General features: G+C 61.3%; 19 protein-coding genes and 1 pseudogene. 12 read left to right on the plus strand and 8 right to left on the minus strand.

Features of this window, described 5'->3' with window-relative positions:
- A partial coding sequence (locus QMB98_RS00490) for a UPF0182 family protein (protein ID WP_371683665.1) occupies positions 1–2566 on the minus strand: 2566 nt, incomplete at its 3' end.
- A gap of 120 nt (positions 2567–2686) precedes the next feature.
- On the opposite strand from QMB98_RS00490, the gene QMB98_RS00495 reads away from it, so the two are divergent.
- Entirely contained in the window at positions 2687–3229 is a 543-nt protein-coding gene (locus QMB98_RS00495; protein WP_371683666.1) for a PPA1309 family protein, read from the plus strand.
- Positions 3230–3298: 69 nt separating this feature from the next.
- Here QMB98_RS00495 and QMB98_RS00500 read toward each other — a convergent pair whose 3' ends face one another.
- Entirely contained in the window at positions 3299–4402 is a 1104-nt protein-coding gene (locus QMB98_RS00500) for a PDZ domain-containing protein (RefSeq protein WP_371683667.1), read from the minus strand.
- A 127-nt stretch (positions 4403–4529) separates the two neighbouring features.
- Here QMB98_RS00500 and QMB98_RS00505 point away from each other — a divergent pair, with 127 nt between their 5' ends.
- Together QMB98_RS00505 and QMB98_RS00510 are read left to right on the plus strand one after the other, a co-directional pair.
- The gene (locus QMB98_RS00505) at positions 4530–5927 is read left to right on the plus strand and encodes a zinc-dependent metalloprotease (protein ID WP_371683668.1); all 1398 of its coding nucleotides are present in this window, start codon (positions 4530–4532) and stop codon (positions 5925–5927) included.
- Between the two features lie 145 nt (positions 5928–6072).
- Complete coding sequence (locus QMB98_RS00510; RefSeq protein ID WP_371683669.1) at positions 6073–7029, plus strand: hypothetical protein; 957 nt, start codon at positions 6073–6075, stop codon at positions 7027–7029.
- Positions 7030–7199: 170 nt separating this feature from the next.
- Here QMB98_RS00510 and QMB98_RS00515 read toward each other — a convergent pair whose 3' ends face one another.
- The 6 genes from QMB98_RS00515 to QMB98_RS00540 all read right to left on the minus strand — a co-directional run bounded on the left by QMB98_RS00515 (position 7200) and on the right by QMB98_RS00540 (position 14447).
- Positions 7200–9203 carry an ATP-dependent DNA helicase UvrD2 gene (locus QMB98_RS00515; protein ID WP_371683670.1) on the minus strand — a complete coding sequence of 668 codons (2004 nt, stop codon included), beginning with the start codon at positions 9201–9203 and terminating at the stop codon, positions 7200–7202.
- 364 nt (positions 9204–9567) lie between these two features.
- Positions 9568–10503: an NAD(+) diphosphatase gene (gene nudC / locus QMB98_RS00520; RefSeq protein WP_371683671.1), complete on the minus strand. Its 936-nt coding sequence runs from the start codon at positions 10501–10503 to the stop codon at positions 9568–9570.
- Positions 10500–11594, minus strand: a complete 1095-nt coding sequence (mnmA, locus tag QMB98_RS00525; protein ID WP_371683672.1) for a tRNA 2-thiouridine(34) synthase MnmA — start codon at positions 11592–11594, stop codon at positions 10500–10502. The genes nudC and mnmA overlap by 4 nt, the downstream gene beginning before the upstream one ends.
- Positions 11591–12703 carry a cysteine desulfurase family protein gene (locus QMB98_RS00530; RefSeq protein ID WP_371683673.1) on the minus strand — a complete coding sequence of 371 codons (1113 nt, stop codon included), beginning with the start codon at positions 12701–12703 and terminating at the stop codon, positions 11591–11593. The genes mnmA and QMB98_RS00530 overlap by 4 nt, the downstream gene beginning before the upstream one ends.
- Positions 12700–13671 carry an electron transfer flavoprotein subunit alpha/FixB family protein gene (locus QMB98_RS00535; RefSeq protein WP_371683674.1) on the minus strand — a complete coding sequence of 324 codons (972 nt, stop codon included), beginning with the start codon at positions 13669–13671 and terminating at the stop codon, positions 12700–12702. The genes QMB98_RS00530 and QMB98_RS00535 overlap by 4 nt, the downstream gene beginning before the upstream one ends.
- Positions 13668–14447, minus strand: a complete 780-nt coding sequence (locus tag QMB98_RS00540) for an electron transfer flavoprotein beta subunit/FixA family protein (protein ID WP_371683675.1) — start codon at positions 14445–14447, stop codon at positions 13668–13670. Before QMB98_RS00540 ends, QMB98_RS00535 begins: the two co-directional genes overlap by 4 nt.
- Positions 14448–14565: 118 nt before the next feature.
- On the opposite strand from QMB98_RS00540, the gene glgX reads away from it, so the two are divergent.
- The 9 genes and pseudogenes from glgX to QMB98_RS00585 all read left to right on the plus strand — a co-directional run.
- A complete protein-coding gene (gene glgX / locus QMB98_RS00545; RefSeq protein ID WP_371683676.1) occupies positions 14566–16779 on the plus strand; it encodes a glycogen debranching protein GlgX in 2214 nt (737 codons plus the stop codon).
- Positions 16780–16826: 47 nt separating this feature from the next.
- Positions 16827–17936 (plus strand): tryptophan--tRNA ligase, encoded by a 1110-nt coding sequence (gene trpS / locus QMB98_RS00550; protein ID WP_371683677.1) that lies wholly within the window; start codon positions 16827–16829, stop codon positions 17934–17936.
- Positions 17937–18397: 461 nt separating this feature from the next.
- On the plus strand, positions 18398–18745 hold the full coding sequence (locus tag QMB98_RS00555; RefSeq protein WP_371683678.1) for a hypothetical protein: 348 nt from the start codon (positions 18398–18400) through the stop codon (positions 18743–18745).
- 346 nt (positions 18746–19091) lie between these two features.
- Entirely contained in the window at positions 19092–19610 is a 519-nt protein-coding gene (locus tag QMB98_RS00560; protein ID WP_371683679.1) for a hypothetical protein, read from the plus strand.
- Positions 19611–20052: 442 nt separating this feature from the next.
- Positions 20053–20361: a hypothetical protein gene (locus QMB98_RS00565; protein WP_371683680.1), complete on the plus strand. Its 309-nt coding sequence runs from the start codon at positions 20053–20055 to the stop codon at positions 20359–20361.
- Complete coding sequence (locus QMB98_RS00570) at positions 20352–20582, plus strand: hypothetical protein (RefSeq protein WP_371683681.1); 231 nt, start codon at positions 20352–20354, stop codon at positions 20580–20582. The genes QMB98_RS00565 and QMB98_RS00570 overlap by 10 nt, the downstream gene beginning before the upstream one ends.
- Before the next feature lie 324 nt (positions 20583–20906).
- Positions 20907–22994, plus strand: coding sequence for a maltotransferase domain-containing protein (locus QMB98_RS00575; RefSeq protein WP_371683683.1), 2088 nt, complete (start codon positions 20907–20909; stop codon positions 22992–22994).
- Complete coding sequence (treS, locus tag QMB98_RS00580) at positions 22991–24835, plus strand: maltose alpha-D-glucosyltransferase (RefSeq protein ID WP_371683684.1); 1845 nt, start codon at positions 22991–22993, stop codon at positions 24833–24835. Before QMB98_RS00575 ends, treS begins: the two co-directional genes overlap by 4 nt.
- Positions 24836–24861: 26 nt before the next feature.
- Positions 24862–25062, plus strand: a pseudogene (locus QMB98_RS00585) (hypothetical protein); the annotation flags it as partial.
- Positions 25063–25407 lie beyond the last annotated feature (345 nt).

Here is a 25407-nt window from a genome sequence, read left to right on the forward strand (position 1 = left end):
TCAGGAGGTTGCCGGAGCGGACCGTGGAACCGCCCTGGCGGAGCAGGTTAAGTTCCGTGGAGACTTCCGCGTTGGCATTAAAGCTGTTCTGGACCTGGCCAGGGCCGGGGACCGTGAGGTCACGTGGGAGTTCCAGGAGCCTTAACTGGCCGTAATCTTCGCTCTTGACGCCCGCTTCACTACCGGCATCCGCATTCACAGCCAGGAAGCCCGTGAGGACGTTCCTGTCCGTGTTACCGCCTGGGATGAAGGAGGAGGACAGCGAGAAGCTGGCTTCGTCCGTTTCCGGCATCTGCAACGTCTGGTAGTACGGGGGTTGCGCCGTGGTGGTTGCACCCTCACCGACCGTCGGGTCCGGCGGCACGTTCCAGAAGTCACCACCGGAGTAGAACGACGCTGCGTCGGTCACGTGGTAGCGGGTGAGCAGCTGGCGCTGCACCTTGAACAGGTCCTCCGGGTAGCGGACGTGAGCCATGAGGTCACCCGACATCTCCGACATGTCGGTGAGCATGTCCGGGAAGATGTTCTCCCAGACCTTGAGGACCGGGTCCTCCTCGTCCCACCTGTAGAGGGTCACGGAACCGTCGTAGGCGTTGACAACAGCCTTGACCGAGTTGCGAATGTAGTTCACTTCCTCGGGGATGTAGCCAACGATCTGGCTGTTCGGGTCCGTCGTCGTCGTTGCGTCCTCGAGGGACTCGCGTGCCGAGTACGGGTACTGGTTCGTGGTCGTGTAACCATCAATGATCCAGACCAGATCCTTCGGAGTGTCCGAGTCGCCGTCGATGTCAACAACCGCCGGGTACGCCTTCGAGTCGAGGGTCAGGTAGGGAGCTACCTTCTCAACACGAGTGTGCGGATCGCGGTCGTAGAGGATCTGCGAGTTCTCGTTCACGCGGTCGGAGAAGAAGATCTCCTGGTCGCGGAACTTTGTGGCGAACATGATCTTGTTCCACAGGCTGCCGATGCTGGGGCCACCATCACCCTCGTAGGTGTTGTTCACTTGACCGTTCGGGGCATCATCGTTCGGGTAGTCGAGCTCCCACGGATCCGTTCCCTCGGGTGCACCGACGATGGAGTAGTCGGGAGAGTTCTGACCGAAGTAGACGCGGGGCTCGTAGTCACCAAGCTCGCCAACGGAGGGGATGCCCTGCTCGTAGAAGGCGGGACGACCGTCGTTCTGTGCGGTGTTACCGTAGGCGGTCACGACGCCGTAGCCATGGGTGTAGACCGTGTGGTCGTTCACCCAGGTGCGCTGGTCGTCGCCAAGACCATCAAGGTTGAGCTCGCGAACTGCGATCACGGTGTCGCGATCCTCGCCGTCAATGTTGTACTTGTCGACCGCGAGTTGCGAGGCGAAGCTGTAGTACTGACGGTTCTGCTGGAGCTGGTTGAACGTCGGCGACACGATGTTCGGATCGAGGAGGCGGATCTGCGCGGTGGACTGGGAGTCCTCTCGCAGCTGGCCAGCCGTGGCCTCGGTCTCTGCGTTGTAGGTGGTGATGTCGATGTCATCAAGCCCGTACGCGGTCAGCGTCGCATTAATGTTGCGCTGAATGTAGGGAGACTCGAGCTCGACAGCGTTCGGCTGCACCTGGAACTGCTGAACGAGAGCCGGGTACGCGGTTCCCACAACAATCTGCGCCACGAGGGCGACGGCGATGCCGGCGATGGCAACGCGGACAGCTCCGCGCACTGCCACGTACACGAAGATCGCGGCGATGATGACGCAGATGCCGGCCATGATCTCGCGTGCGGGAAGCGATGCCTGCACATCGGTGAAGGACGCGCCCGCGTAGCGGTAGTTCTCGCTCACCAGCAGTTCGTATCTCGATAGCCAGAAGTAGGCCGCCGCGGCTAGAGCCGAGATCGCACCCAGAACAGACAGGTGGATGCGTGCCTTCTTGGAGAAGTACATGGGCTTCTGGGTCGGGTCGACGCCACCATAGAGGTAGTGCATGACGATGCCGACGATCCACGAGGCCACCAGCAACCTGATGAGGAAGGACAGGAGCAGGGACAGCATCGGGAGAGTAAAAACAAAGAACCCAATGTCGAGGCCGAACTCAGGGTCCACCTCACCAAAGGGTTCTCTGTTGATAAACATCAGGATGGTGCGCCATTGGCTACCCAGTCCCGCACCGAACATCAGGCCGAGCACGAGCGGCAGAACGTAGAAGGCGCTCTTGCGGTACTTGCTGATGCCGTCCCGGTAGGGGTCGAGGTTGCGGTTTCGAATGGCACCCGGCTCGGGGATTCCGCCGGCCGGGTAGGCCAGCTTCATGTTGAGCCAGATGACTGCGGCAAGCAGGATCGTTGCCACCGCGCCGACAATGATCTGGGCTCCCCATTGGGTCCAGAAGACGCGTACAGCACCGAGCTGATCGAACCACAGCACCTCCGTCCACACGTTCGCCAGGATGACGAACAGGAACAGGAGGGCGGCGAGGATGATAACGGTCGGGATGAATGCTCCCCCGGATCCGCTACTCGTTGCGGGTCTGGGTCTTGTCCCAGCACCGCCGCCCGGACTCCACGGGCGTTCGTTTGAAGAAGAAGTGGTCACAGGTTTCTCCATGATTTGGAAAATGTACCCTCTAACCGTATCGCACCAGTCTGGAAGCGTGACAGCAGATATCAAATGCCCGGTCGTAACGGTTTTCCGAACCTGTGCCACCATTGACCTATGGAGTTAGACCCGAAGCTTGTCGCGCTGAAAGATGCCGTGACCGATATTGAGAAGTTTGTTGCCGCCGATGGTTGGGATGCACCGATCCGGATCTTTGCCATCATTAAGGCCATTCCCGCGCTAGAAAAGACGCCGGAACTCGCGGAAGAACTTCCCACCGATGTCGCGATCAACGCGATCACCGACCCGAATACCCTGTTCTCCGTCGAGCAGGAGGGCCTCCCCCAGGCCTCCACCCTGGAGGAACTTCTCGCACAGCTTGCGTGGCCAGAAGAGGTTGACGGTGCCGCAATTGTGGCAGAACGCATCATCGTTCCCCCATCAGCTGAAAAGGATCTGCCCAAGGATCAGCAGCGTGCCCTCGTTTCCCTGACCGAGCATCCCGAGCGCGAGGACGTTCGCATGGCGGTGGGCTACATGAGGGAAGGTCAGACCTGGTGCGCCATCCGCACCCGCTCCCACGACAACGACGATGAGGTCATCGGCAGCCCCGATGCTGTCCCCGGACTCGTCGCAGCCCTCAAGGCAACGTTCGAGTAAAAGGCAAAGGCGCCCATGATGGGCGCCTTTCCTCTATCCAAGTCGTCGACTATCCAAGGTCTCGACGAGCTATGGGGTGCAGGTGGGGAGGTCTGCAGTATCGCCAGTCTTGATCGCCTCGAGTGCCGCAAGCGAGTCCTCAAGATTGTCGACCGCGATGACTTGGAGGCCGTCAACCTCGTGGCCAATCACTTCATCGCAGTTCTCGACCGGGGCGAGGAAGTAGGTTGCTCCCGCGGCTCGCGCTCCCTTGAGCTTGTGCTCGATGCCGCCGATGGGGCCAATGTCGCCAGTTTCGTCCACGGTTCCCGTGCCGGCAATGATGTTGTCGCCACCGACGGAGCCTTCGGTTAGCTGGTCGTAGATCTCGAGGGCGAACATCTGGCCCGCGCTGGGACCGCCGATGTTCTCAAGCGCAATGTCGGCGCCCGGGGCGCCCTCCTGCACCTCGGTCGTGATGTAGACACCGATGAGGGAGCCTTCTCCGCCCTCGCCCGGATCGCTGGTCACGACCGTTTCGACGTGCTCGGTGCCGTTGCGTTCCACCGTGATGGCAAGTTCGGTGCCCGGATCAATGGTTGCGAGGTATTCCCGGAGTTGCGTGAAGTTCACGGGACTGAACGAGTCCTCCCCCGGTGCCTGCAGGGAGAGAAGAACGTCATCCACGCGGAGCTTGCCTTCTGCACCCGACCCTTCGGTGAATCCCGCGACTCGTGTCGTGGTGGGCACATCGATTCCCGCGAGCCCATATCCCGCCAGAACGGCATTAACCTGAGATTCCGCCATCATCGCCGCACTCGCTGCTCGCACCTCGTCGTTCGTGTCATCGGCGGTGTAGAGCGTGCGGATGGGAACGAGGTCCTTGTCGTTGTCGAGGTAGGCTTCGACCGCGGCGGCTCCACGGACAGACGCATCAGGGTTGCCGAATGTCGACACGGTCGTGAGATGAAGATCGGTGTCCGATAGGTAGGTCGGAGCATCCGTGTTGGTTAGGTGAATGACCTGCTCCCCATCGATTTCCGCGACAGATAGGGCCGGCCCGGGCTGCTGGTACAGGTAGGTGGTTGGCATGAATGCCTGCCAGGTGAGTAGCGCACCGAATGCGATGGCGACCACCCCGCCGAGCAGTACCCGAGGTGGGGTGGGTTCAAGATTTTCATCGCGATATCTCACCGTCCAATCATGCACCGCGACCGGGGCAATCATGCAACCGTGGCTCGCGTTTCGCCCTCAGCACGGATACTTTCCACAGCGCCCTTCTCTCAACTAGCCTTGGAGGCAAGCAAGACGAGGAGTAACCGTGAGCAATGAACCTAACCCACGTGACGACCAGTGGAAGGATATGTTGCGGGCAGTGCTGGGCGATCAGGCAGCCGATGATGTCATCGCTTCCATGGAAGCCCAGGGGTTCGATCCTGCCAATCTCGCGCGCATGAACCCCTCCGGGCCGGACATTCAGATCCTCATGAGCCAGTTGCGGTCGATGATGTCGGGTAGCCCCGGCGGTCCCGTCAACTGGCAGATTGCCGAACAGGTCGCCAAGGAATCCATCACCCGTGACGGTGTCGACACGCTAACGAATGGCGAGGTGGAGAAGGTCAAGAACGATCTTCAACTCGCCAACATGTGGCTGAACCAGGCCACCGCACTCGATCCGTCCTACGGTCCTGAGCAGGCATGGACCCGCCTCGATTGGATCGCGCACGCACAGTCCACCTTCCGTCGCATGACCGAACCGGTTGCCAAAAACCTTACCGCCGCCTTCTCCCGCGCCATGGAGGAGCAGATGGAGCAGATGCCAGAGGAAATGAAGGCAATGCTGGGCGGTCAGGCCTCCACCTTTATCAACCAGATGATGGCCTCCATGACCGGCATGCAGTTCGGTGCCGCCCTTGGCCAGCTCGCCAAGCAGTCCTTCGGTTCCACCGACACCGGCCTGCCCTTCGTTGAGGGTCACACAACCGCTCTCGTCCCCTCGAACGTCGAGGAGTTCGCCGAGGGCCTGGACATCTCCCACGACGAGGTTTCCCTCTATGTCGCGGTACGCGAGCACGCGCACGCCCGCCTCTTCGCCTCCTCCTCGTGGCTCCGCGCCTACCTGCTCGACACGATCGAGGCGTGGGCACGCGACATCAACATCGACATGGGTGCGGTTGAGGAACAGATCCGCGGCATCGACATGACTAATCCGCAGTCGATGCCCGAGATCGATCTGACCGACGTCTTCAACCCGGCACCGACCGAATCACAGGAAGCCGTCCTCACTCAGCTGGAAACCATCCTTGCTCTCATCGAGGGCTGGGTCAGCGAGGTCACGAACCTGGCAACAGCCGGTCACCTGCCCTGCGCCGATGCCCTGCACGAGATGTTCGTGCGCCGCAGGGCCACGGGAGGTCCCGCCGAGGTCACCTTCGGTCAGTTGGTTGGCTTGGAGTTGCGCCCCAAGAAGCTCCGCGAGGCCGCAAACTTCTGGAAGATCGCCCTCGATCAGGGTGACCTGGAATCCCGCGACTACCTGTGGTCGCACCCGGATCTGCTTCCTGACTCGAATGATCTGGACAAGCCTGAGGAGTTCTTCTCCGACAAGGAGTCCGATATCGAGTCCGAGATCGACGATCTCCTTGCGAGCATCTTTGCCGACGAAGAAGCGGGCGAGGATCCCGCAGGACCGGAAGAGCCGCTTCCCCCGACCAACTAGGTGAGGTACCTGTCAGTAGGTCACCCACCTGCACCTAAGTTACCTACTTGCACGCGAAACAGCCGCCAGGTACACATCAACATAGTGAACCCCCTGCCTGTGGATGACGGGCAGGGGGTTCCGTTTGCTTCGCTAAGCTATCGGCATGTATCTCCCGGAAGGTCTTGGCATTTATTGGCGCGAGAGAGACAGCATCCAACTCGGCCTCTACTCCGAACGCAGTGCCGTGTTCGAGGGTCTTTATCCGCGCGAGGTGTCCCTTTTCAATCTCCTGCGCAGCCCCTGTACGCCGGAGGACGTGTCGCATTGGGCCCGTTCAAACCAGGTCGACCAGGAGCGTGCGAGAAAGATCTGGGATCGGGTCAGCGAGACGGGACTTGCCGTGAACGACACCTTGCCGGGTTCAATGGCACTCACAGAGTTCAATGCACTGACCAGGGCCGGGGCGGCGCACCCGACTCGGACTGGCACAACCGCGATCGAGATCCACAGCACCGGCCTCATCGGCACACTGCTCGCCCTCGTCCTCAATCAGTACGGATTTTCCAGTATCTACTTCACCGACCCGGGTCCCGTGACCGAGAGCGAGTCGAGGTGGCTTGGCGGCGCCTCCTACGGTCAGCCCGTCGAGAGCGTGGTGCGGCCACTCCTCCGCCCAGGCACCAAGAAGGCAACTCAGACCCTTGTTGTCTCAGTCAGCAGCCGCGTCTACGCCCGCCACATCGCACGAGTAGCCCTCGCAAACGACATACCGTTCTTACCCGTGGTGGTGGCTGAAGCCGATGTTCAGATCGGACCGTTCGTGACCGGCACCCCGTGCGTGGAGTGCGTTGAGCTCCACCGGCAGGACCAGGATGAGGCGTGGCCGGTCCTTGCCTCGCAGGGTGCCCGTCTCAGCATCCTCGAAACGGACACCGCGAGCGCCTTCCACGCAGTGAGCCTGGTCGTGAGCGAGATCCTCCACGTCATCAACCATCCAGAGCTCAAGCCGCGGCTGCACTCAAGCATCTTGCACGTCCCGCCCGCTCCGTCATGGCCGACGATCGAGGAGATCATCCCGCACGAGAAGTGCGGATGCCATGCATTGCTCTCAGAGCAGTAGCCCAAGGAGTCCTCGTCGCCGGATTCCCACTAATCAACGGATAGGAGCTCGGGAAGCTACCGGACATGACCTGAGGCAGGGACTCACCGGTGTCCTTGGGCATCGCGCTAGGAGCGAGTCGAGCACGACTTCGATGTAACGGCTGCCGACTCGACGCCGCTCCGAACCGACTACCTGCCCGACGTGGTCGAATCGATGATCTGAAGGATGGCGGAACCGTAGCTATCCAGCTTCGTCATGCCAATGCCTTTAACCTTACCCAGCTCGTGAATGGTGACGGGCTTGGCAGCGGCGATGTTCATGAGCACGGCGTCGACAAGAATGAGATAGGCGGGCTTACGCTCCTCCTCAGCCTGAATCTTCCGCCACGCCTTGAGGTTCTGAAGCAGAGCAACATCATCCGGATGGTTAAGTTCAAAGTCAAGGGCTGCCTCCTTGGAGCGCCTCCGGTTCTTGGTAGCTCTCGACACCTTCTCTGTTTCCGGCCAGATTCCATCGAGGAACCGGGTGCGCTTCCTGTTACCTCGTCCGGTACTCGCCCTCGCGCGAGCGTAGGTGATGGTCAGGATCTCCCTGGCTCGAGTGATGCCGACGTAGAGTAGCCTGCGCTCCTCATCGATTGCGGCCGGGGTCTCGGCGAGGGAGATCGGCATGAGCCCCTCACTCATGCCGGCCAGGAACACCGCATCCCATTCGAGGCCCTTGGCTGCGTGGAGTGTGGAGATGGTGACGCCCTCGACTGTGGGTGCGTTCTGGTGAGATGCTCGTTCCTCCAGTTCGGCAACGAAGCCGGCGAGGTCGGAGCCACGGGTCTCGTGAATGTCATCCGCGAGTGTCACGAGTGCGTTGAGAGCATCCCACTTGTCCTTCTGGGCACCGGCCGTCTTCGGTGCCGTGGTGGACCAGCCCAGCCTGCGCACGATCTCACGGACGGTCTCGGGCATGGTTGCCTCGACGCCGCTACGCGCATAGGACCTCATCATGACCATCGCTTCACGGATCTCCTTGCGGGAGAAGTAGCGTTCACCACCGCGGATGCTGTAACCGATACCCGCGTCGGACAGTGCCGTTTCAAAGGCTTGGGACTGGGAGTTGGTGCGCACGAGAATCGCGATCTCGGACAGGAGCGTGCCACGCTGCTGAAGATCGAGAATGCGCTTGGCGATGTCCTTCGCCTCGAGGTCATCATCGTCGTAGTCGCGGTAGTCAACGGACGGTCCCGAGGGACGCTGAGCAACAAGCTTGACCGCACCATCGAGTCTGCCGGGGGCAATGACGCGGTTGGCGGCCTCAACGATCTGGGGTGTGGAGCGGTAGTCGCGGACCAGTTCGACCTCGGTTGCTTCCTTGAAGCGCTTACGGAAGTCACGAAGGTAGCCCGGGCTTGCTCCCGTGAAGGAGTAAATGGTCTGCGACACGTCACCAACGACGCACAGGTCCCTGCGCTCCCCCAACCAGTGATCGAGGAGGCGCTGTTGAAGGGGCGAGACGTCCTGGTACTCGTCCACGACGAAGTGGCGGTACTGGTGGCGGATCTGGCGAGCAATATCGTCACGCTCCACCATGATCCCGATGAGGATGAGGAGGATGTCCTCGAAGTCAATGACTCCCCTGGCGGACTTGGCCTCCTCGTAGACGGCAATGAGCCGACCAACCGATTCGAGGGTTTGCCCGGCCACGCCCTCGCGTCCCGTTTCCCTCGCCTTCTCGACGTACCGGTCCTGACCGGTCAGCGTCACCTTGGACCACTCGATCTCGGCGGCAAGGTCGCGCACAGTCGCACGATCCACCCCAATCCCCAACTGTCCTGCGGCCTGGGAGATGAGCCCGATCTTGGACTCCTGGATCTGTGGCATGGGGCCACCGACTGCGTGGGGCCAGAAGTACGAGAGTTGACGCAGGGCCGCTGCGTGGAAGGTCTGTGCCTGCACGCCGCCCGCACCGAGGTCGCGAAGCCTGGAACGCATCTCCCCCGCCGCACGCGAGGTGAAGGTGACGGCAAGAACATTGCTGGGGTGATACGCACCAACGAGAACCCCGTGGGCGATTCGGTACGTGATGGCTCGGGTCTTGCCCGTTCCCGCACCCGCCCTCACGACGAGCGGTCCCCTGAGCGACTCGGCAACCTGCCGCTGATCAGGGTCCAACGCCGACAGCAGTTCTTCCTTATCCATTCATAACCTCCCCATCAAGTTTGTCACGAACCACGGACAGACCGGTGCCCGACTCGTTCGCCCCGGGCGCGACCACTCCGCTCGCTACCTCCTGTGGACTGCAGGCGAACCTACATCCCACCCGAGAGACGTGCACCTGTCGCAAGGAATTCGCTGCTTGCTAGAAGGACCTCAAGGACTATGTTCCATCCAAGAAGGACGATGGGTTGAAACAAAGGACGTCGGGTGGAAGTAAGGGGCGTTGGGTGGAGATAGCGGAGAGGAAGTGGGGCACGCGGGCCCGAGTCTGCGCGAGGAATTGACTCCTGTATTGAGACCTTGCTCCACGTGACCGGCACTCAACGATTGCCGGTCAACCCTCGCATCAGTCTTCGACCGGGAGCGGACCGCCGAACCAGTCCTCAATGAGGTAGCGAGCCACCGAGGAGGACATGGGAACGGTGAGGTTCCCGTTCTTGATCTCCCGTGCAAGCTCCTCCCTCGTAAAGAAGCGGGCCTTGGTGATTTCCTCACCGTCGACATCGATGACGGGAGAAGACGTCCACGCCCGAAATGCTGCCATCAGCGACCTCGGGAAGGGCCAGGGCTGGGAACCAAAGTACTCGAGACGATCAATGGTGATGCCGGCTTCCTCGAAGGACTCGCGCTCCACCGCGTGCTCGAGGGACTCACCTGCCTCAACGAAGCCCGCGAGGCAGGAGTAGCGGGTTGCCTCCCAGTTGGAGGCGTGCCCGAGAAGGAGTCTGTCCTCCTGATCGCGAATCGCCATGATGACACTGGGATCGGTGCGGGGATAGCTGATGAGATTGCAGTCCCGGCAGAGCCCCTCCCAGCCGGCTGCCTGGGCGCCGATGATGCCACCGCAGGCCTGGCAGTGCTTGCGATCGTCACGCCACGCACCCAGTGCGGTAGCGACGGTGGCAAGTCCGGACTCGAGGCCGGAGAGCTCGTGCCCGATCTTGCGGAGCGACACAAAGGTGTTGCGGTGCAGTGCGGTCAGCCTCGGGTCCCCGTACGGCATGCCCTCGGGATCCAGTTCAACGCTCGTGCCAACGAGATGGAGGGATGCCCACTGGGTGGTGTCGGTCTTGCCGAGGTAGGACATGTTGTCCCAGTTCAGCATGTTGTCGGGGACTTCATCGGCCTGGACAGTGACGAGACCTCCCGTGTCCTTCACTGCCACCTGTCCCTTGCGCACGAGAACAAACGTGAAGTTCTTTGCCTCGCCGAGAAGCGCGGGATCGGTGCGGCGCACCGCATTCGTATCGTGCTCGATGCGCGACAGGGGTAGTTCAGTCATCGTTCCGTCTCCTCCACGGTCGCCTGACCGAGGACTCGGCTACCGTCATAAATGACGGCGGACTGGCCGGCAGCGAGTCCGCGCAGTGGCTCATCGAGATCGATCCTCAGCTTCGAATCGACACTTTGGACCGTTGCCTGAATCTCACGGCCGTGGGCACGCACCTGGACTCCGGCACGGATCGGTTCGCTCGGGTCGATGTCGGGAGCGAGCCACACGGTGTCCCCACCAATAATCTGGTTGATGTCGAGATCCTCAGCGGGACCAACTATCACCGTGTTCTTGTCAATGTCGATCTTCGTGACGAAGCGGGGCTGACCATCCTTGGCGGGAATACCGAGTCCCAGGCCCCTGCGCTGACCCACGGTGTAGGCGAAGGCACCGAGATGCTCACCCACGACCGCGCCGGTCTCGTCCACGATCGGACCCGGGTTCTCACCGAGGCGCTTGCGGAGGAAGCCGCGAGTGTCACCATCGGCGATGAAGCAGATGTCGTAGGAGTCGGGCTTGAGGGAAACGCCGAGGCCGCGGGCGGCGGCCTCCACCCTGACCTGATCCTTGTTCGGGACATCCCCGAGGGGGAAGAGGACGTTACCGAGCACCTGCTTGCCCATGACTGCCAGGACGTAGGACTGATCCTTGGGATAGTTGGCGGCCCTGTGCAGCTCGTGGCGGGTTTCCCCGCCCTCGTTCACGTCACGCAGGTCCGCGTAGTGACCGGTGCACACGGCGTCAAAGCCCATCGCGAGCCCGCGCTCAAGCAGGGCCGCAAACTTCACGTGCTCGTTGCAGCGCACGCAGGGGTTCGGGGTGCGTCCGGCGGCGTACTCTGCCAGGAAGTCGGACACGACGGTGTCCTCGAAGTCGTCGGACAGGTCCCACACGTAGTAGGGGATGCCGAGCTTGTCGGCGGCACGGCGAGCATCATAACCATCTTCAACGGAGCAGCAACCGCGGTTACCGTTGCGGTGCTCGGCGCGGGACTTCGACAGCGCCATGTGGACGCCGACGACGTCGTGGCCGGCGTCGACTGCCCTGGCCGCTGCCACGGCCGAATCGACTCCGCCGGACATTGCCGCCAATACTCTCATGCTCGGGCTGCCTTTCGTGCCATGCTAACCGCCCCGGGTAGGGCCGCCACCAGGGCATCAATATCGGATTGGGTGGTGTATTCCCCCGTGGAGAACCGTAAAGCAGTATAGGTGTCTTCCTCTACCCCCATAGCCTCCAAGACAGCCGAGGGCCGATAGACACCGGCGGAGCAAGCCGAGCCGGTGGAGCAGGCGATCCCCGCCATATCAAGCCCCAACAGCAATGCCTCCGGATCGGTCCCGGGGAAGATGACGTGCGTCATGTGAGGAAGTCGTGGCACGTCCCCGCCGCTCACGTAGCCGTCGAGGGCCCCGGAGGCCTCCACGATCTGGTTGGAGAAGGAGGTCTGGAACTCTGCTCGCTCCGCCCGATGTTCGCTGGCGTCCTCGAGCGCCGCGGCGAGTGCGACCGCACCAGCCACGTTGATCGTGCCAGACCGGACCTTGCGCTCCTGACCGCCACCACCCTCGAGAGGAACAAGTGGGTAATCCCGGGAGGCAATGAGGGCGCCGATGCCGACGGGGGCGCCGAGCTTGTGGCCTGAGATCGAGATGGCGAACCCGCCCGGGATGGTCACGGAACCTATGGCCTGGACTGCGTCAGTGTGAAGCCGTGCGTTCGGTGCCCTCTCCGTCACGACCTCCTTGATCTCCTCAAGGGACTGGATGATCCCGGTCTCGTTGTTGGCCGCCATGACCGACACGACGCCAACGGACTCATCGAGCATCTCCCGCAACGCACCCAGGTCAACGACACCGTCGGGCGTGACCGGAATGGCCCCGGCCCTGCTCCCTGCTTTCGCCGCGATCTCCGCCGCCTCGCGGACGGCGGGATGTTCGATCGCGGAGTAGAGAACCCTGCCCTTCGTGGCGGGACCCGCGATAGCGAGATTGTCGGCCTCGGTGCCTCCGGAGGTGAAGATCACCTCCGCGGAGTCCACGCCGAGAAGGCCCGCGATCTTCTCACGAGCATCCTCCAGGATCGAGCGGGATGCGCGTCCTGCAGAGTGGATGGCGGAGGCGTTGCCACGCACCTGCGTGGCCTCCAGCCACGCCGTGCGAGCAACATCAGACAGCGGCGCCGTGGCCGCGTAGTCGAGGTAGATCACCTACCGGCCTTCCTCAGCTCCTCGATGGCCTGCGGCACGACATCGTTGATGTCACCGACAACACCAAAGTCCGCGATCTCGAAGATCGGGGCCTCGGAATCGTCGCAGACAGCGACGATCGTTTCGGAGGCGAGCATGCCGGAGGTGTGGTGGACCGCGCCGGACACTCCGAGACCGATGTAGAGCTTCGGCGCAACCGTCTCGCCGGTCTGGCCGATCTGGGCGGACCGATCAATCCACCCCTCATCGCACGCCACGCGGGTCGCGCCAACGGCACCACCGAGAAGATCGGCGAGCTCCTGAACGGGACCGAAGTCGCCGTCGGTGCCGCGGCCACCCACAACCACGACCTGGGATTCGGACAGGTTCGGACCCTCGTTCTCTCGCGTCGTGCGGGAGATCAGGCGGGTGCGGATGGCGCGCTTGGGAACCTCGATCTCGATGTGGCTGACGCTTGCCTCGGTCCTGTCGGTTGCCTGCGCCTCCACAGCGGTGGGGCGGAGCGCAACAACGGGCACGCCGCGGATGATCTCGCCCTTGGTTGCCCAGCTACCGGAGAACACAGCCTTCGCAATATTCAGCTGGTTGTTCTCAACGGTGACGGAGTCGGCATCGGTGATGACACCCGAGTCGAGTGTGACCGCGGTCTGTGCCGCAATCTCCTTGCCCAGGTATGAGGAAGCGAGGAACACGGCGCGCGGGTTCACGGCCTTGACCGCTGCGACCGCGAGCGCGGACCAGACTGCCGGGTGGTTGGTGTCGGCGCCGGTTGCCTCGATGGCGGCGGTATCGGCGACGAGGATCTCGTCTGCGCCGTAGCGTGCGAGCTCCTCAACGGGCGGGGTACCAAAGGTCGCTGACACGACGCGTTCGGCCACGCTGCGCGCCGCGGTCAGCATCTCGCGCGAGGATTCGGATAGCTCCTGGCCGTTGTGGCGGGAGAGGACGAGTACTGTTTCTACCTTCACTTCATCACTCCAAGAATGTAGTTCGCGAGCTTCACGCCGCCATCACCAGCATCGTTCACGATTTCTCCTGCCTCACGGGGCGGTCGCTGTTCCGCTGCGTTGACCTTCGTTGCGGCACCCGCGGTGCCGACAAGCTCGCCGGCGAGTCCAAGGTCGTCGAGATTGAGTTCGACGATCTGCTTCTTCTTTGCCGCCATGATCGCCTTGAAGTTCGGGTACTGAACTTCGTTGGCCTGGTCGGTCACAGACAGGATCGCGGGTAGGTCGGCTTCAACGACTTCATCGTGGATGCCCATGGTGCGGTGGACGCGCAGCGTCGTGCCGTCGAGTTCGACCTTCTTCGCCATGGTGAGCGCAGGGATGTCGAAGTGCGCGGCGAGCGCGGACGGAATCGTTGCGGTCATGCCGTCCAGGGCTGCCATGCCCGTGACAACGAGGTCGATTGGGCCGTCCTCCTGGATGCGGTTGATGGTGGCGGCAAGGACGCGTGCGGTTCCGAGAACGTCGGATCCCGCTGCGCGATCGTCGCACACGTGCACGGCGCTGGTGGCTCCCAGAGCGAGTGCCCTGCGCAGGCCGTCGACAGCATCCTCGGGTCCCATCGTGATGACGATGACCTCTCCGTCGCCGCCCGCGAGGTTCACAGCTTCCTGCACGGCATTTTCATCAAGTTCATTGAGCACGTCGTCATCCCCACGGACGAGGTAACCCGATTCTCCCAGGGTTCGTTCCGCTTGGACGTCGGGTACGTGCTTCACACAGACAACAATCCTCATACCTTATAGATTGTCATCCGCGGCCTGGGATTCAAAGAGAGCTAAGCCATGGGTGGACATCTGACTGACTAATAATGAGTTGGATCGTATACGTGCAGATAAATGAGACAATGTGCGGGTGACAATAAAATCCGAACATCGAATTGAGCCCAAACGTTACACCGCACGGGCTCCCGAACCCACCTCTCCGTCGCTCACGCACTCCAGCAAACTCGGTGTGCATGTTCGCCCTGATGGGGTGGATGTCGCTATCACTGCTCCGCTCGCCGCATCGGTCGAGTTCTGCGCCATCGATCGTGGCCCGGACGGATCTCTTCACGAGCGCCGTTTTGCTTTGAACGGCCCGGAACTTGGCGTGTGGACGGGCTTCATTCCCGGGATCGGTGTTGGTCAACACTACGGTTTCCGTGTCCACGGCAGGTGGGATCCCCCTGCCGGCATGAGGCACAACCCCGCGAAACTTCTCATGGATCCCTACGGCCGCGGCATTTCCGGCGACTTTGACTTAAGTCCCTCAGTCTTCTCACACGAGGTCGATCACAACCTCGAGCCCATTCCCGGTCCCCGGAAGATCAACGAGCTTGATTCAGCTCCACACGTTCCGCATTCGGTCGTGGTGGACGTCAGCTACAACGGTCACGTCGAGGCCCTCCATACCCCGTGGTCGAACACGGTTATATACGAAGCTCACGTGCGCGGACTGACGATGAACATGCCCGGGGTGCCGATGCACCTGAGGGGCACGTACGCGGGCCTTGCTCATCCCGCCACCATCGCGCACCTGCATCGACTCGGCATCACCGCCATCGAACTCCTGCCCATCCAGGCTAGCCTGGCTGAACCGTTCCTGCTTGAAAAGGGACTGCCCAACTACTGGGGCTACAACACTCTTGGGTTCTTTGCTCCCGAGCCTCGTTATGCGACAAAGGCTGCTCAGGCGGAGGGTCCCTCCGCCGTCCTTCGTGAGGTCAAGGGCATGGTGTCCCTCCTGCACGAGGCCGGCATCGAAGTCATCATGGACGTGGTCTACAACCACACGTGCGAGACGGGTACCGACGGCCCCACGCTGTCGTGGCGAGGGTTCGGTGAATCGAACTTCTACATGCAAAAGCCGGGCAACCCGGGCGAGTTCGAGGACGTCACGGGCTGTGGCAACTCACTCGACTTCCGCCTCCGCAGAGTCATTCAGATGACCCTTGATTCGCTCCGCTACTGGGCTGAAAAGGTCGGCATCGACGGCTTCCGGTTCGACCTCGCCGTTACCCTGGGCCGTCAGGGCCGTGACTTCCACTCCCACCACCCGCTCTTTGTCGCCATGACAACCGACCCCGTTCTGCGCTCCCGTAAGCTCATCACGGAGCCCTGGGATCTCGGACACAACGGCTGGCGCACGGGTCAGTTCCTCTCCCCCATGGCGGACTGGAACGACCGCTACCGCAACACGGTCCGCTCGTTCTGGCTGACCGACCAGGCACTGCAGGCTGATGATCAGCGGCCCGCTGACTCCCGTGAGCTCGTCACGAGGCTCTCAGGTTCGGCCGACCTGTTCTCGAGAGGTCGCGTCCCGGGTGGTCGCGGCACCTTTGCCTCCATCAACTTCATCACCGCCCACGACGGGTTCACCCTCAACGACCTCACGACCTACAACGTCAAGCACAACGAGGCGAACCTTGAGGACAACAGGGACGGTTCGAACGACAACCGGTCCTGGAACCACGGAACCGAGGGGCCGAGTGCGGCGCTCCTGGCTGCCCGCCAGAAGTCCATGAGGAACCTCATGGGCACGCTCCTGCTGTCCTCCGGCACGCCCATGCTGACCGCGGGTGACGAGATCGCACGCACCCAGTACGGCAACAACAACGCCTACTGTCAGGACAACTCGCTGTCCTGGGTGGATTGGCGCCTCCAGCCCTGGCAGGAGGACTTCCAGGAGACGGTCGCCTACCTGCTTCGGCTCCGCAGGGAACACCAGGTGTTCCGCCCCACGGGGTTCTTCACGGGCACCCCGCGCAACGGAGATCCGCTCCCCGATGTCACGTGGCTGGCCCGGGACGGCGAGGAGATGCCGGCGTGGCAATGGTTCGAACCAACGTCCCGCTCCTTCCAGATGCTGCGCTCCGGCAACGGCAAGGACGTGGACGCGCTCCTCATCATCAATGGATTGAGCGACACGATAGAGTTCACGATGCCGGCGGGTCGCGGGCGCCCCTTTGACCTCGCCTGGGATTCCACGGTTGCGAGGCCCAATGGCTTCCGCGAGCGCAAGCTCCCCGGCTCGAAGATTAAGATGGAAGAGCAGTCGATTCGGCTCTATCTGTCCAACCCCGCCTAAGCTGGTTGGGTAGCAAGTTACCGGTTCTGTTCCGGAAAGGATGATTCATGCAGAATGCCGAGGATGTAGACCTCGAATCAACAATGGATGAGGCCTCTCTTCGCCGCTCCGAGCAGGTGAGTGATGATCTTAAGAGGAAGATCGCGGAAGACGCCTCGCCGTTTAGGATGCTGACGGGAGACCGCCCCACGGGCAAGCTCCACCTGGGCCACTACTTCGGTTCGCTCCGCAACCGTGTTGAGCTCCAGCACGCAGGCGTTGATTCCTGGTTCGTTGTCGCCGACTACCAGGTCATCACGGACCGCGACGCGGTTGGTGAGATCAGGGAACGCGTCTACGGTCTCGTCACCGACTACCTCGCGGTCGGTATCGACCCTGAGAAGGCCGTCATCTTCCCACATTCCCAGGTCGCTGCCCTCAACGAGCTCATGCTGCCCTTCCTGTCCCTCGTGACCGACTCGGAGCTACGCCGCAACCCCACGGTGAAGGCAGAGTTCGATGCCAGCGGCAACCGCCCCATGTCCGGCCTGCTTCTGACCTACCCGGTGCATCAGGCAGCAGACATCCTGTTCTGCAAGGCAAACATTGTTCCGGTTGGTAAGGATCAGCTCCCCCACCTCGAGCAGGCTCGCGTCATTGCCCAGCGTTTCGAGAAGCGCTACGGGCGTCCCGAGGGCGCGAAGCACCCGATCTTCCCCCGTCCGCAGGCACTCCTGTCGGAGGCTCCCTCCGTCCTGGGCCTAGACGGCCAGAAGATGTCGAAGTCGCGCCACAACACGATCGAGTTGGGCATGAGCGCCGACGAGACGGCTGCGCGCCTGAAGAAGGCCGTGACCGACTCCGAGCGCACCATCACCTACGATCCGGTGAACCGCCCCGAGGTCTCGAACCTCGTTCAGCTCACCGCTCTCGCAACGAACCGTGACCCGGTTGCGGTTGCGGATGAGATCGGTGATGGCGGGTCGGGCACCCTCAAGAAGGTCGCCACCGAGGCTCTGAACGAGATGCTAGCCCCGATCCGTGCGCGCCGCGCCGAGGTCGAAGCAAACCAGGACTTCGTTCGTGACGTTCTCCGCTCCAGCATCGAACGCGCGAACGATCAGGCCAACGACACTCTGCGCGAGGTCCACAAGGCACTCCGGATGTCGTATCTCTAGCCCGATAGGCCTCTGCAAAGCTCAGGGCTCAAGGCACACGAAACATCACCCGAATTGCTCCCCACCTGGGGAGCAATTCCTTTTTCAACGAGAACATCTCGTTAAGACCAGATATGGTGAGCTGATCCATGGAGTTCCGCCTGCGGCACGCCAGTTTGCCTCTGGTAGGCAAATTGGGTTGTACTCCCCCACCGTTCCCCGGAGACACTAAAAGACGTCCTTCGTTGAAATTTCAACGATTTGAGAGAGTCGTAAAACCGGCGGTCTACCAGGACTTTCACAGGAATCGCAGCCTTCAAACTCGGGATTCGCATGCCCCAGCATCCTCTCGATCCGGGTCTTTGGTCCCGGTTTCTCGGTGGAACGGCCCACAAATCTTCTTCGCAGAACGATGAGGGCACTGTATTGTCAAACTCGTTAAGAAAACGCGTATGCCAACTACGGCATAAGAGGAGACAGAAATGCGTACCAACATGAAGCGCTCAATTGCAGCAGCTGGCCTTGCCCTTGCCCTCCCCTTCGGCCTCGCCGCATGCGGTGGCGATGACAAGCCATCGAAGGACGAAGTCAAGGAAGGCATGACCACCATCCTCGAGGACTACGGCATCAATGCCGAGACCATGGAAGCCGCCGGCATCTCCGCCGAGCAGCTTGACAACTACTACACCTGCATCATCGACGAGATCTACGACGAGGTCGACGCCGAATCCCTCAAGTCCGTTGCCGACGGCCAGGACCAGATCCTTGCTGAGGACCAGGCGGCGTTGAACTCTGCAGTTTCCTCCCGTCAGGGCGAACTCGGCATGTAATAGTCGAGCACATCGGCTTGGTGGGGTGGACATGTGAATGCTCACCCCACAGTCATGTTTGTACAAAACTCGTTTGCGCACTGTCAGCTCCGGAAGGAGCTAGTGCGGACAGCTAGCGGGGACAGGAAAGTCCGCAGTCCCCTTGTTGGTGCAGCGAGCAACACTGATCGTGAACGTGGACAGTCCATCACTTTGCTGGGTTCGTGCGTTCTGTTTGCTGGGCTTTGGGCAATGTTCAGAAGCCAGCTTGGGACAATGGTTACTACGCCGGACATTCTCACAACGACTCGGCAACTATTTGCCGATACACTCGTGTGAGTTGCCTACCTGAAAAGGATGAATCCTTATGAAAAGGTCGCTCGGTGCGACTCTGCTTCTCTTGACGGCACCGATTCTCTTGGGTGCCTGCTCGAGCGACGCCGAGAATGAGGCGGTTGAGGATACGGTAGAGGCCGATGTTGCTCCCGAGGATGACGATCTCGGCCCCGGGATCGCGGATGTTCCCCAGCCTGCTCCAGCCGACCCAGAAGACGAGGATCAGGTAGCGACGATCGCGCCGGAAGAGACAGAGGATCCCAGTAGCGCACCTGAGGGCACCCCGACCAGGGAAGAAGTGGTGGACGGCCTGAGCACGATGATGATGGCGGAACTGGGGCTCTCGGCTGAGGAACTCGAGGAGTCGGGCACGGCAGAGATCATGAACGAGTTCTATCTCTGCGTGACGGATGCGGTTTATGACACCGCCTCTCACGACGCTCTCGTTGCTCTCGCACAGGCCGACCTTGACGCAGAACTCAGCCAGGACGACACCGCCATCCTCAACCAGGCCACCATCGACTGCGGCAATGCAGTCGGCACTCCGTAAGCTTCGTCCTTCGCCAAAGTGACCTGCTGGACTAGAGCAATCTGGGCTGAAGCGATAGAGTCAACTAACTGATTGGGACCACCAACGAGTTGAAGCCACCAGCGGGTTCAGATCACTGGTCAGATGTCAAGGCCGCCTCCAACGGGGCGGCCTTGACTATGGCGCTGACGTATTTCCTCTGGTTTCTTTCTTGACCTGAGCCGGCTTGTTGAACAGCTTTCTCGTGCAGTTCCTGTGAGCCGTGGCATGTCGTTTTAGCTTTGTGGTTGCAACTCCCCAGTGTCACTCCCCTCACCTCTTTCCCTTATGGATCAAGGGAAAGGGCGGTTCCTGAAGATCTCTGATTGTCCGGCTTGGGAAGTAATCCCCGCGTCGAAAGAGGACTTTGCACGTGGTTTATCAATATGGTCGAACCCGTCCAGAAATCTTCTCAACTACAGAAGTGAACAAGAAGATCAATTTCGGAAAGCGTTCCATTTACGCCGCAGGTATGGCAGTTGCCCTACCCTTTGGTCTTGCTGCCTGCTCGGATGATTCCGATGATGAAGAGACCACCGAGGATACGGTCGAGGACGACACCGACACCGACGACACCACCGAAGAAGAGACCGAGTCGGTTGACGTCGATGAGACCGAGGACGACGATCTTGGCACCGACGACTCCTCTGACGATGCGGACGACACCGACAATGGCACCGCTCCGCAGCTGGCAAGCCGTCCAAGCAGGAAGTCATTGACGGTATGGCCGTGATTCTTGAGGACTACGGTGTCAGCGCTGAGGCCATAGAAGAGGCCGGCATTCCCGCCGAGAACCTCGACAACTACTACAGCTGCATCGTTGACGACGTGTACGACGTCGTCTCGGCTGCGACCCTGAATGCGATTGCAAACGAGCAGGATCAGATGCTCCTTGAGGATCAGACCGCATTCAACGAGGCTGTCACCAACTGCCAGGACCAGCTCACGATGTAAGTTTTGGCTTATCTAGCCACGAATGGGGAGCGTCGATTTCGTCGCTCCCCACTCTCATGTCATCTCTCATGCCTCCCTCAAGTCGTCTCTCAAGACATCAGTCATAACTTCTGTCATGCCATTCCGAGGCGTTCGCGCCAGCCGCCTCCCATTGCCTTGTCAAATACTTTCCGCTCCGTCGCCACACATGACGTGCTGTGCTTCTGAGCGGAAATTGCACAGAAGCAATGAGTACATACGGCCCGCGATGGAACTTATTTCATAGACAGCGCAATCTACCCTCAATGTGCAACCTGGGTCACACTGATTCGATAGGGTTGGGGGGTGAATACTTCAAGCAATTCCCGGTCCAGCCGGAAGCCTGTAGCCCAGGATCGTCGTTCAGTTCAGAAGGATACGCCGGCAACTCCGGTACGTCCCCAGCGTGCGGCCTTTGCTCCTGTTGGTCGCATCCCCATCCTCAATGTCTCGCCTGTCATTGAGGACGGCCGGTGGGCCGCAAAGGGAACCGTTGGAGAAGCTTTCCCCGTCCAAGCAACCGTGTTCCGTGAGGGGCACGATGCGTGGAGCGCAGAAGCTGTTCTCAACCGCCCCGATGGGTCGGAAGCTCAGCGCGTACGCATGGTCGACATCAAGCCCGGCCTGCACCGCTACGAGGGCTGGCTCGTGCCGGACGCTGTGGGCGAATGGTCGTTCCACGTTGAGTCCTGGTCCGATCCGTACCGCACGTGGGAACACGATGCGACCGTGAAGATTGAGGCCGGAGTGGACGAACAGCTCATGATCGATGAGGGCGTACGCGTCCTCACGCGTGCGGCTGAGAACATGCCGGAGGGCTCCAGCGAGGCGCAGGCACTGACTGATGCGGTAGCGGCCATGAAGGCCGGAGGCGCGCCCTCCTCGTTGCTGGGTCACGGCATCTCCAGTGCAGTGAAGGACGCTCTTGCCACCTACCCCCTGCGCGACATGCTGACGTTCTCGGCGGAGTACCCGCTGAATGTCGATCGTGAACTCGCGCTCTACGGTTCCTGGTACGAGTTCTTCCCGCGCTCGACTGGTGCCTACCAGAACTCTGACGGCAGCTGGGTGTCGGGAACGCTGAAGACGGCCACAGCAGAGCTTGACCGGGTCAAGGCCATGGGCTTCACGGTTGCCTACCTGACACCGATTCACCCAATCGGTACAACGAACCGCAAGGGCCGCAACAACACGTTAACCGCGGAACCGGGAGATCCGGGTTCGCCGTACGGCATCGGTTCAGAGGATGGTGGCCACGACGCCATTCACCCCGACCTCGGTACCTTTGACGACTTTGACAGCTTCGTGGCCCGGGCACGCGAACTCGATCTCGAGGTTGCTCTCGATATTGCACTCCAGGCCTCCCCTGACCACCCGTGGGTCAAGGAGCACCCGGAATGGTTCACGACTCGTGTCGATGGCTCCATTGCCTACGCCGAGAATCCTCCGAAAAAGTATCAGGACATCTACCCCCTGAACTTTGACAACGATCCGGAGGGCATCTATGTCGCGATCCGCGACATGCTGGCGCTGTGGGCGGACCACGGCGTGACGCTGTTCCGCATCGACAACCCACACACGAAACCTCTCGAGTTCTGGCAGCGCCTGCTGGCGGAGTTCCGCGAGAAGTACCCGGATGTGGTGTTCCTTGCGGAGGCGTTCACGAACCCTCCGATGTTGCAGGCCCTTGGGGCCATTGGCTTCCACCAGTCCTACAACTACTTCGCGTGGCGAAACGAAAAGGAAGAGATCGAGGAGTACCTCCTTGAGCTCGCTTACGATTCGGATCATCTTGTGCGGCCCGCGTTCTGGCCGACCACGCACGACATTCTCACGCCCTACATGCAGCGCGGTGGCGTACCCGCCTTCGCGATTCGCGCCATCCTCGCCGCCACCGGTTCACCCACGTGGGGCATCTACTCCGGCTACGAACTTGCCGAAAACATCGCGCGCCCGGGTGCTGAGGAACAGATCGACAACGAGAAGTACCAGTACAAGGCACGCGACTACTCCCTTGGCGAGTCCACGGGAATCACCCCGCTGCTGACGAAGCTGAACGCGATTCGGGCGGCTCACCCTGCCCTGCAGAAGCTCCGCAACGTCACGATTCACCCGACCACGTCGGACAAGATTCTGTGCTTCTCAAAACGGACTCGCGAGGGTGAGGGAGAGCAGGACATCGTGATCGTGGTCCTCAACCTCGACCCGTTCATCACCCACGATGCTCTCATTGACCTCAACTTCGCGGCTCTTGGCCTGGACGGATATGCTGGCCGCTCCATTACCGTCCATGATGAGCTGTCGGATCAAACGTTTGAGTGGGATCAGCGTCCCTTCGTTCGACTCGATCCGCACGGCTCTGCCGCCCACGTTCTGTCTGTGAGGGTTTCGTGACCAGTACTGTCTCAACGTCTAATTCACCCAACAACTCACCGTTCGGTGACCTTGGTCGTCCCGGCCTGAGTGACGATCCGAAGTGGTACGAGACCGCGGTGTTCTACGAGGCGCTTCTGCGCGCCATCGACGACTCCAACGGTTCCGGTATCGGTGACCTGCGTGGATTCGTGGACCGCTTGGATTACCTCCAGTGGCTCGGTGTTGACTGCGTGTGGATCCCGCCCTTCTATCCCTCCCCCATGAGGGACGGCGGGTACGACATCTCCAACTACACGGCGATCAAGTCCGAGTACGGCACGATTGACGACTTCATTTACCTGGTCGATGAGGCCCACGCCCGCGGCATCAGGATCATCATTGACCTCGTCATCAACCACACCTCGGATCAGCACCCGTGGTTCCAGGCCTCACGCGCAAACCCGGATGGTCCCTACGGTGACTTCTACGTGTGGTCGGATACGGATGAGAAGTACGAGGATGCTCGAATCATCTTCATCGACACCGAATCCTCGAACTGGACGTTCGATCCAGTGCGCCGCCAATACTTCTGGCACCGCTTTTTCTCGCACCAGCCAGATCTCAACTTCGAGAACCCTGCCGTGCAGGAAGCGATCTTTGATGTGTTGCGCTACTGGTGCCGCATCGGCGTTGATGGCTTCCGCCTCGACGCCATCCCCTACCTCTTCGAGGAGGAGGGCACCAACTGCGAGAACCTGCCACAGACGCATGACTTCATTGCCAAGCTGCGTAAGATGATGGATACGGAGTTCCCGGGCCACATCCTGCTGGCCGAGGCCAACCAGTGGCCGGAGGACGTGGTCGAGTATTACGGCTCGGAGGAATCCCCCGAGTGTCACATGTGCTTCCACTTCCCCGTCATGCCCCGCATCTACTACTCCCTGCGCGAGCAGCGAGCCACCTCCATCAAGGACATCCTGGCCGCCACCCCAGACATCCCGAAGGGAGCCCAGTGGGGCACGTTCCTGCGCAACCACGACGAGCTCACGCTCGAGATGGTGTCAACCGAGGAGCGCGCCGCCATGTACGGCTGGTACGCGGAAGATCCTCGCATGAGAGCGAACGTTGGTATTCGCCGCAGGCTTGCCCCGTTGCTTGGTAACTCGCGCCCCGAGATTGAGCTTGCGAACGCACTTCTGCTGTCCCTGCCCGGTTCTCCCTGCCTCTACTACGGCGACGAGATTGGGATGGGGGACAACATTTGGCTCCCCGACCGCGACAGCGTGCGCACACCCATGCAGTGGACCCCGGATCGTAACGCGGGATTCTCCTCAGCCGATCCCGGCAAGCTCTACCTGCCGCCCATCCAGTCTCTTGTGCACCACTACCAGTCCGTCAACGTGGAGTCCCAGCTGGCCCAGCCCTCCTCCCTGTTGCACTGGACGAGAGGCATGCTCGAGATCCGCAAGCAGCACCCCGTTCTTGGTTCGGGAGCGTTCGAGATCCTACCAACGAACAACGAGGCGGTCCTTGCGTTCCTGCGCTACGACGAGGACGACACGGTTCTGTGCGTCATGAACATGGCGAACACGCCACGTGCCGCCACGATCACGCTGCCGGAGAAGTACGCGGGATGGCGGGTGACGGACGTATTTGGTGGCGCGGGCTTCCCCAGCGTGGAAAGCGATGGCACCTACCTGTCCACCCTCGGTTCTCGCGACTTCTTCTGGTTGACTGTCTCCTCCCCCGAGCTGGTGGAAGCAGCACCCGTGGATGGCATGCCTGCCAAGGTCGAGCCCCAACCCGACCGCTACGAGGCCGCGGCCGTTCCCTCCCCGATTCAGCCGGATGCAGATCCAGAAACAGATAAGGACGCCTAGTGTTCACCACGGATCTTGCTGCGTGGATGCAGACCCAGCGTTGGTTTGTCTCCTCCGACAGCGCAGACACAGTCACCATTAAGGGCCGGTGGGTGATCGCCGCAGGCGACCCCCAGGTCGATATCTTCCTTGTCGAATCCGGCTCCTCCACCTACGTGGTTCCGCTCGTTCTGAGCTCCACTGCCTTCGAGCATGATCTCATCACGAAGGACCGCGGCAAGCTCGTGTACGACGCAACCGAGCTCCGCTTCGGTCACCGCGCACTACTCGAGGCCAGCCTCACCCAGTGGGTCGATGGCGAGGGCGAGTGCGGCACGCTGACGGGCCGCTCCATCGAGGACATCATGCCGATCGCCACCTCGGCGAAGTTCACCGGAGAGCAGTCCAACACCTCAATCCTGTACGAACTGAAGTCCGGCGAAACCGTGATCCTCAAAGTGTTCCGCGTGCTCAACTCGGGACTCAACCCCGACGTGATCCTCACGCAGGCGCTGTCGGAGGCAGATTCCCCGCACGTGGCCGCACCCAAGGGCGCGGCTCTTGCCACCTGGCAGGAAAACGGCCAGGAAGTC

Source organism: Flaviflexus sp., from assembly GCF_041440645.1.
Classification (GTDB): domain Bacteria; phylum Actinomycetota; class Actinomycetes; order Actinomycetales; family Actinomycetaceae; genus Flaviflexus.

What these genes read in the sequence shown, in the direction of transcription:
- QMB98_RS00495 (WP_371683666.1), top strand. Translation starts at nt 2,687, where the DNA reads ATGGAGTTAGACCCGAAGCTTGTCGCGCTGAAAGATGCCGTGACCGAT.
- QMB98_RS00510 (WP_371683669.1), top strand. Translation starts at nt 6,073, where the DNA reads ATGTATCTCCCGGAAGGTCTTGGCATTTATTGGCGCGAGAGAGACAGC.
- QMB98_RS00515 (WP_371683670.1), bottom strand. Translation starts at nt 9,203, where the DNA reads ATGGATAAGGAAGAACTGCTGTCGGCGTTGGACCCTGATCAGCGGCAG.
- nudC (WP_371683671.1), bottom strand. Translation starts at nt 10,503, where the DNA reads ATGACTGAACTACCCCTGTCGCGCATCGAGCACGATACGAATGCGGTG.
- mnmA (WP_371683672.1), bottom strand. Translation starts at nt 11,594, where the DNA reads ATGAGAGTATTGGCGGCAATGTCCGGCGGAGTCGATTCGGCCGTGGCA.
- QMB98_RS00540 (WP_371683675.1), bottom strand. Translation starts at nt 14,447, where the DNA reads ATGAGGATTGTTGTCTGTGTGAAGCACGTACCCGACGTCCAAGCGGAA.
- trpS (WP_371683677.1), top strand. Translation starts at nt 16,827, where the DNA reads ATGCAGAATGCCGAGGATGTAGACCTCGAATCAACAATGGATGAGGCC.
- QMB98_RS00555 (WP_371683678.1), top strand. Translation starts at nt 18,398, where the DNA reads ATGCGTACCAACATGAAGCGCTCAATTGCAGCAGCTGGCCTTGCCCTT.
- QMB98_RS00560 (WP_371683679.1), top strand. Translation starts at nt 19,092, where the DNA reads ATGAAAAGGTCGCTCGGTGCGACTCTGCTTCTCTTGACGGCACCGATT.
- QMB98_RS00570 (WP_371683681.1), top strand. Translation starts at nt 20,352, where the DNA reads ATGGCCGTGATTCTTGAGGACTACGGTGTCAGCGCTGAGGCCATAGAA.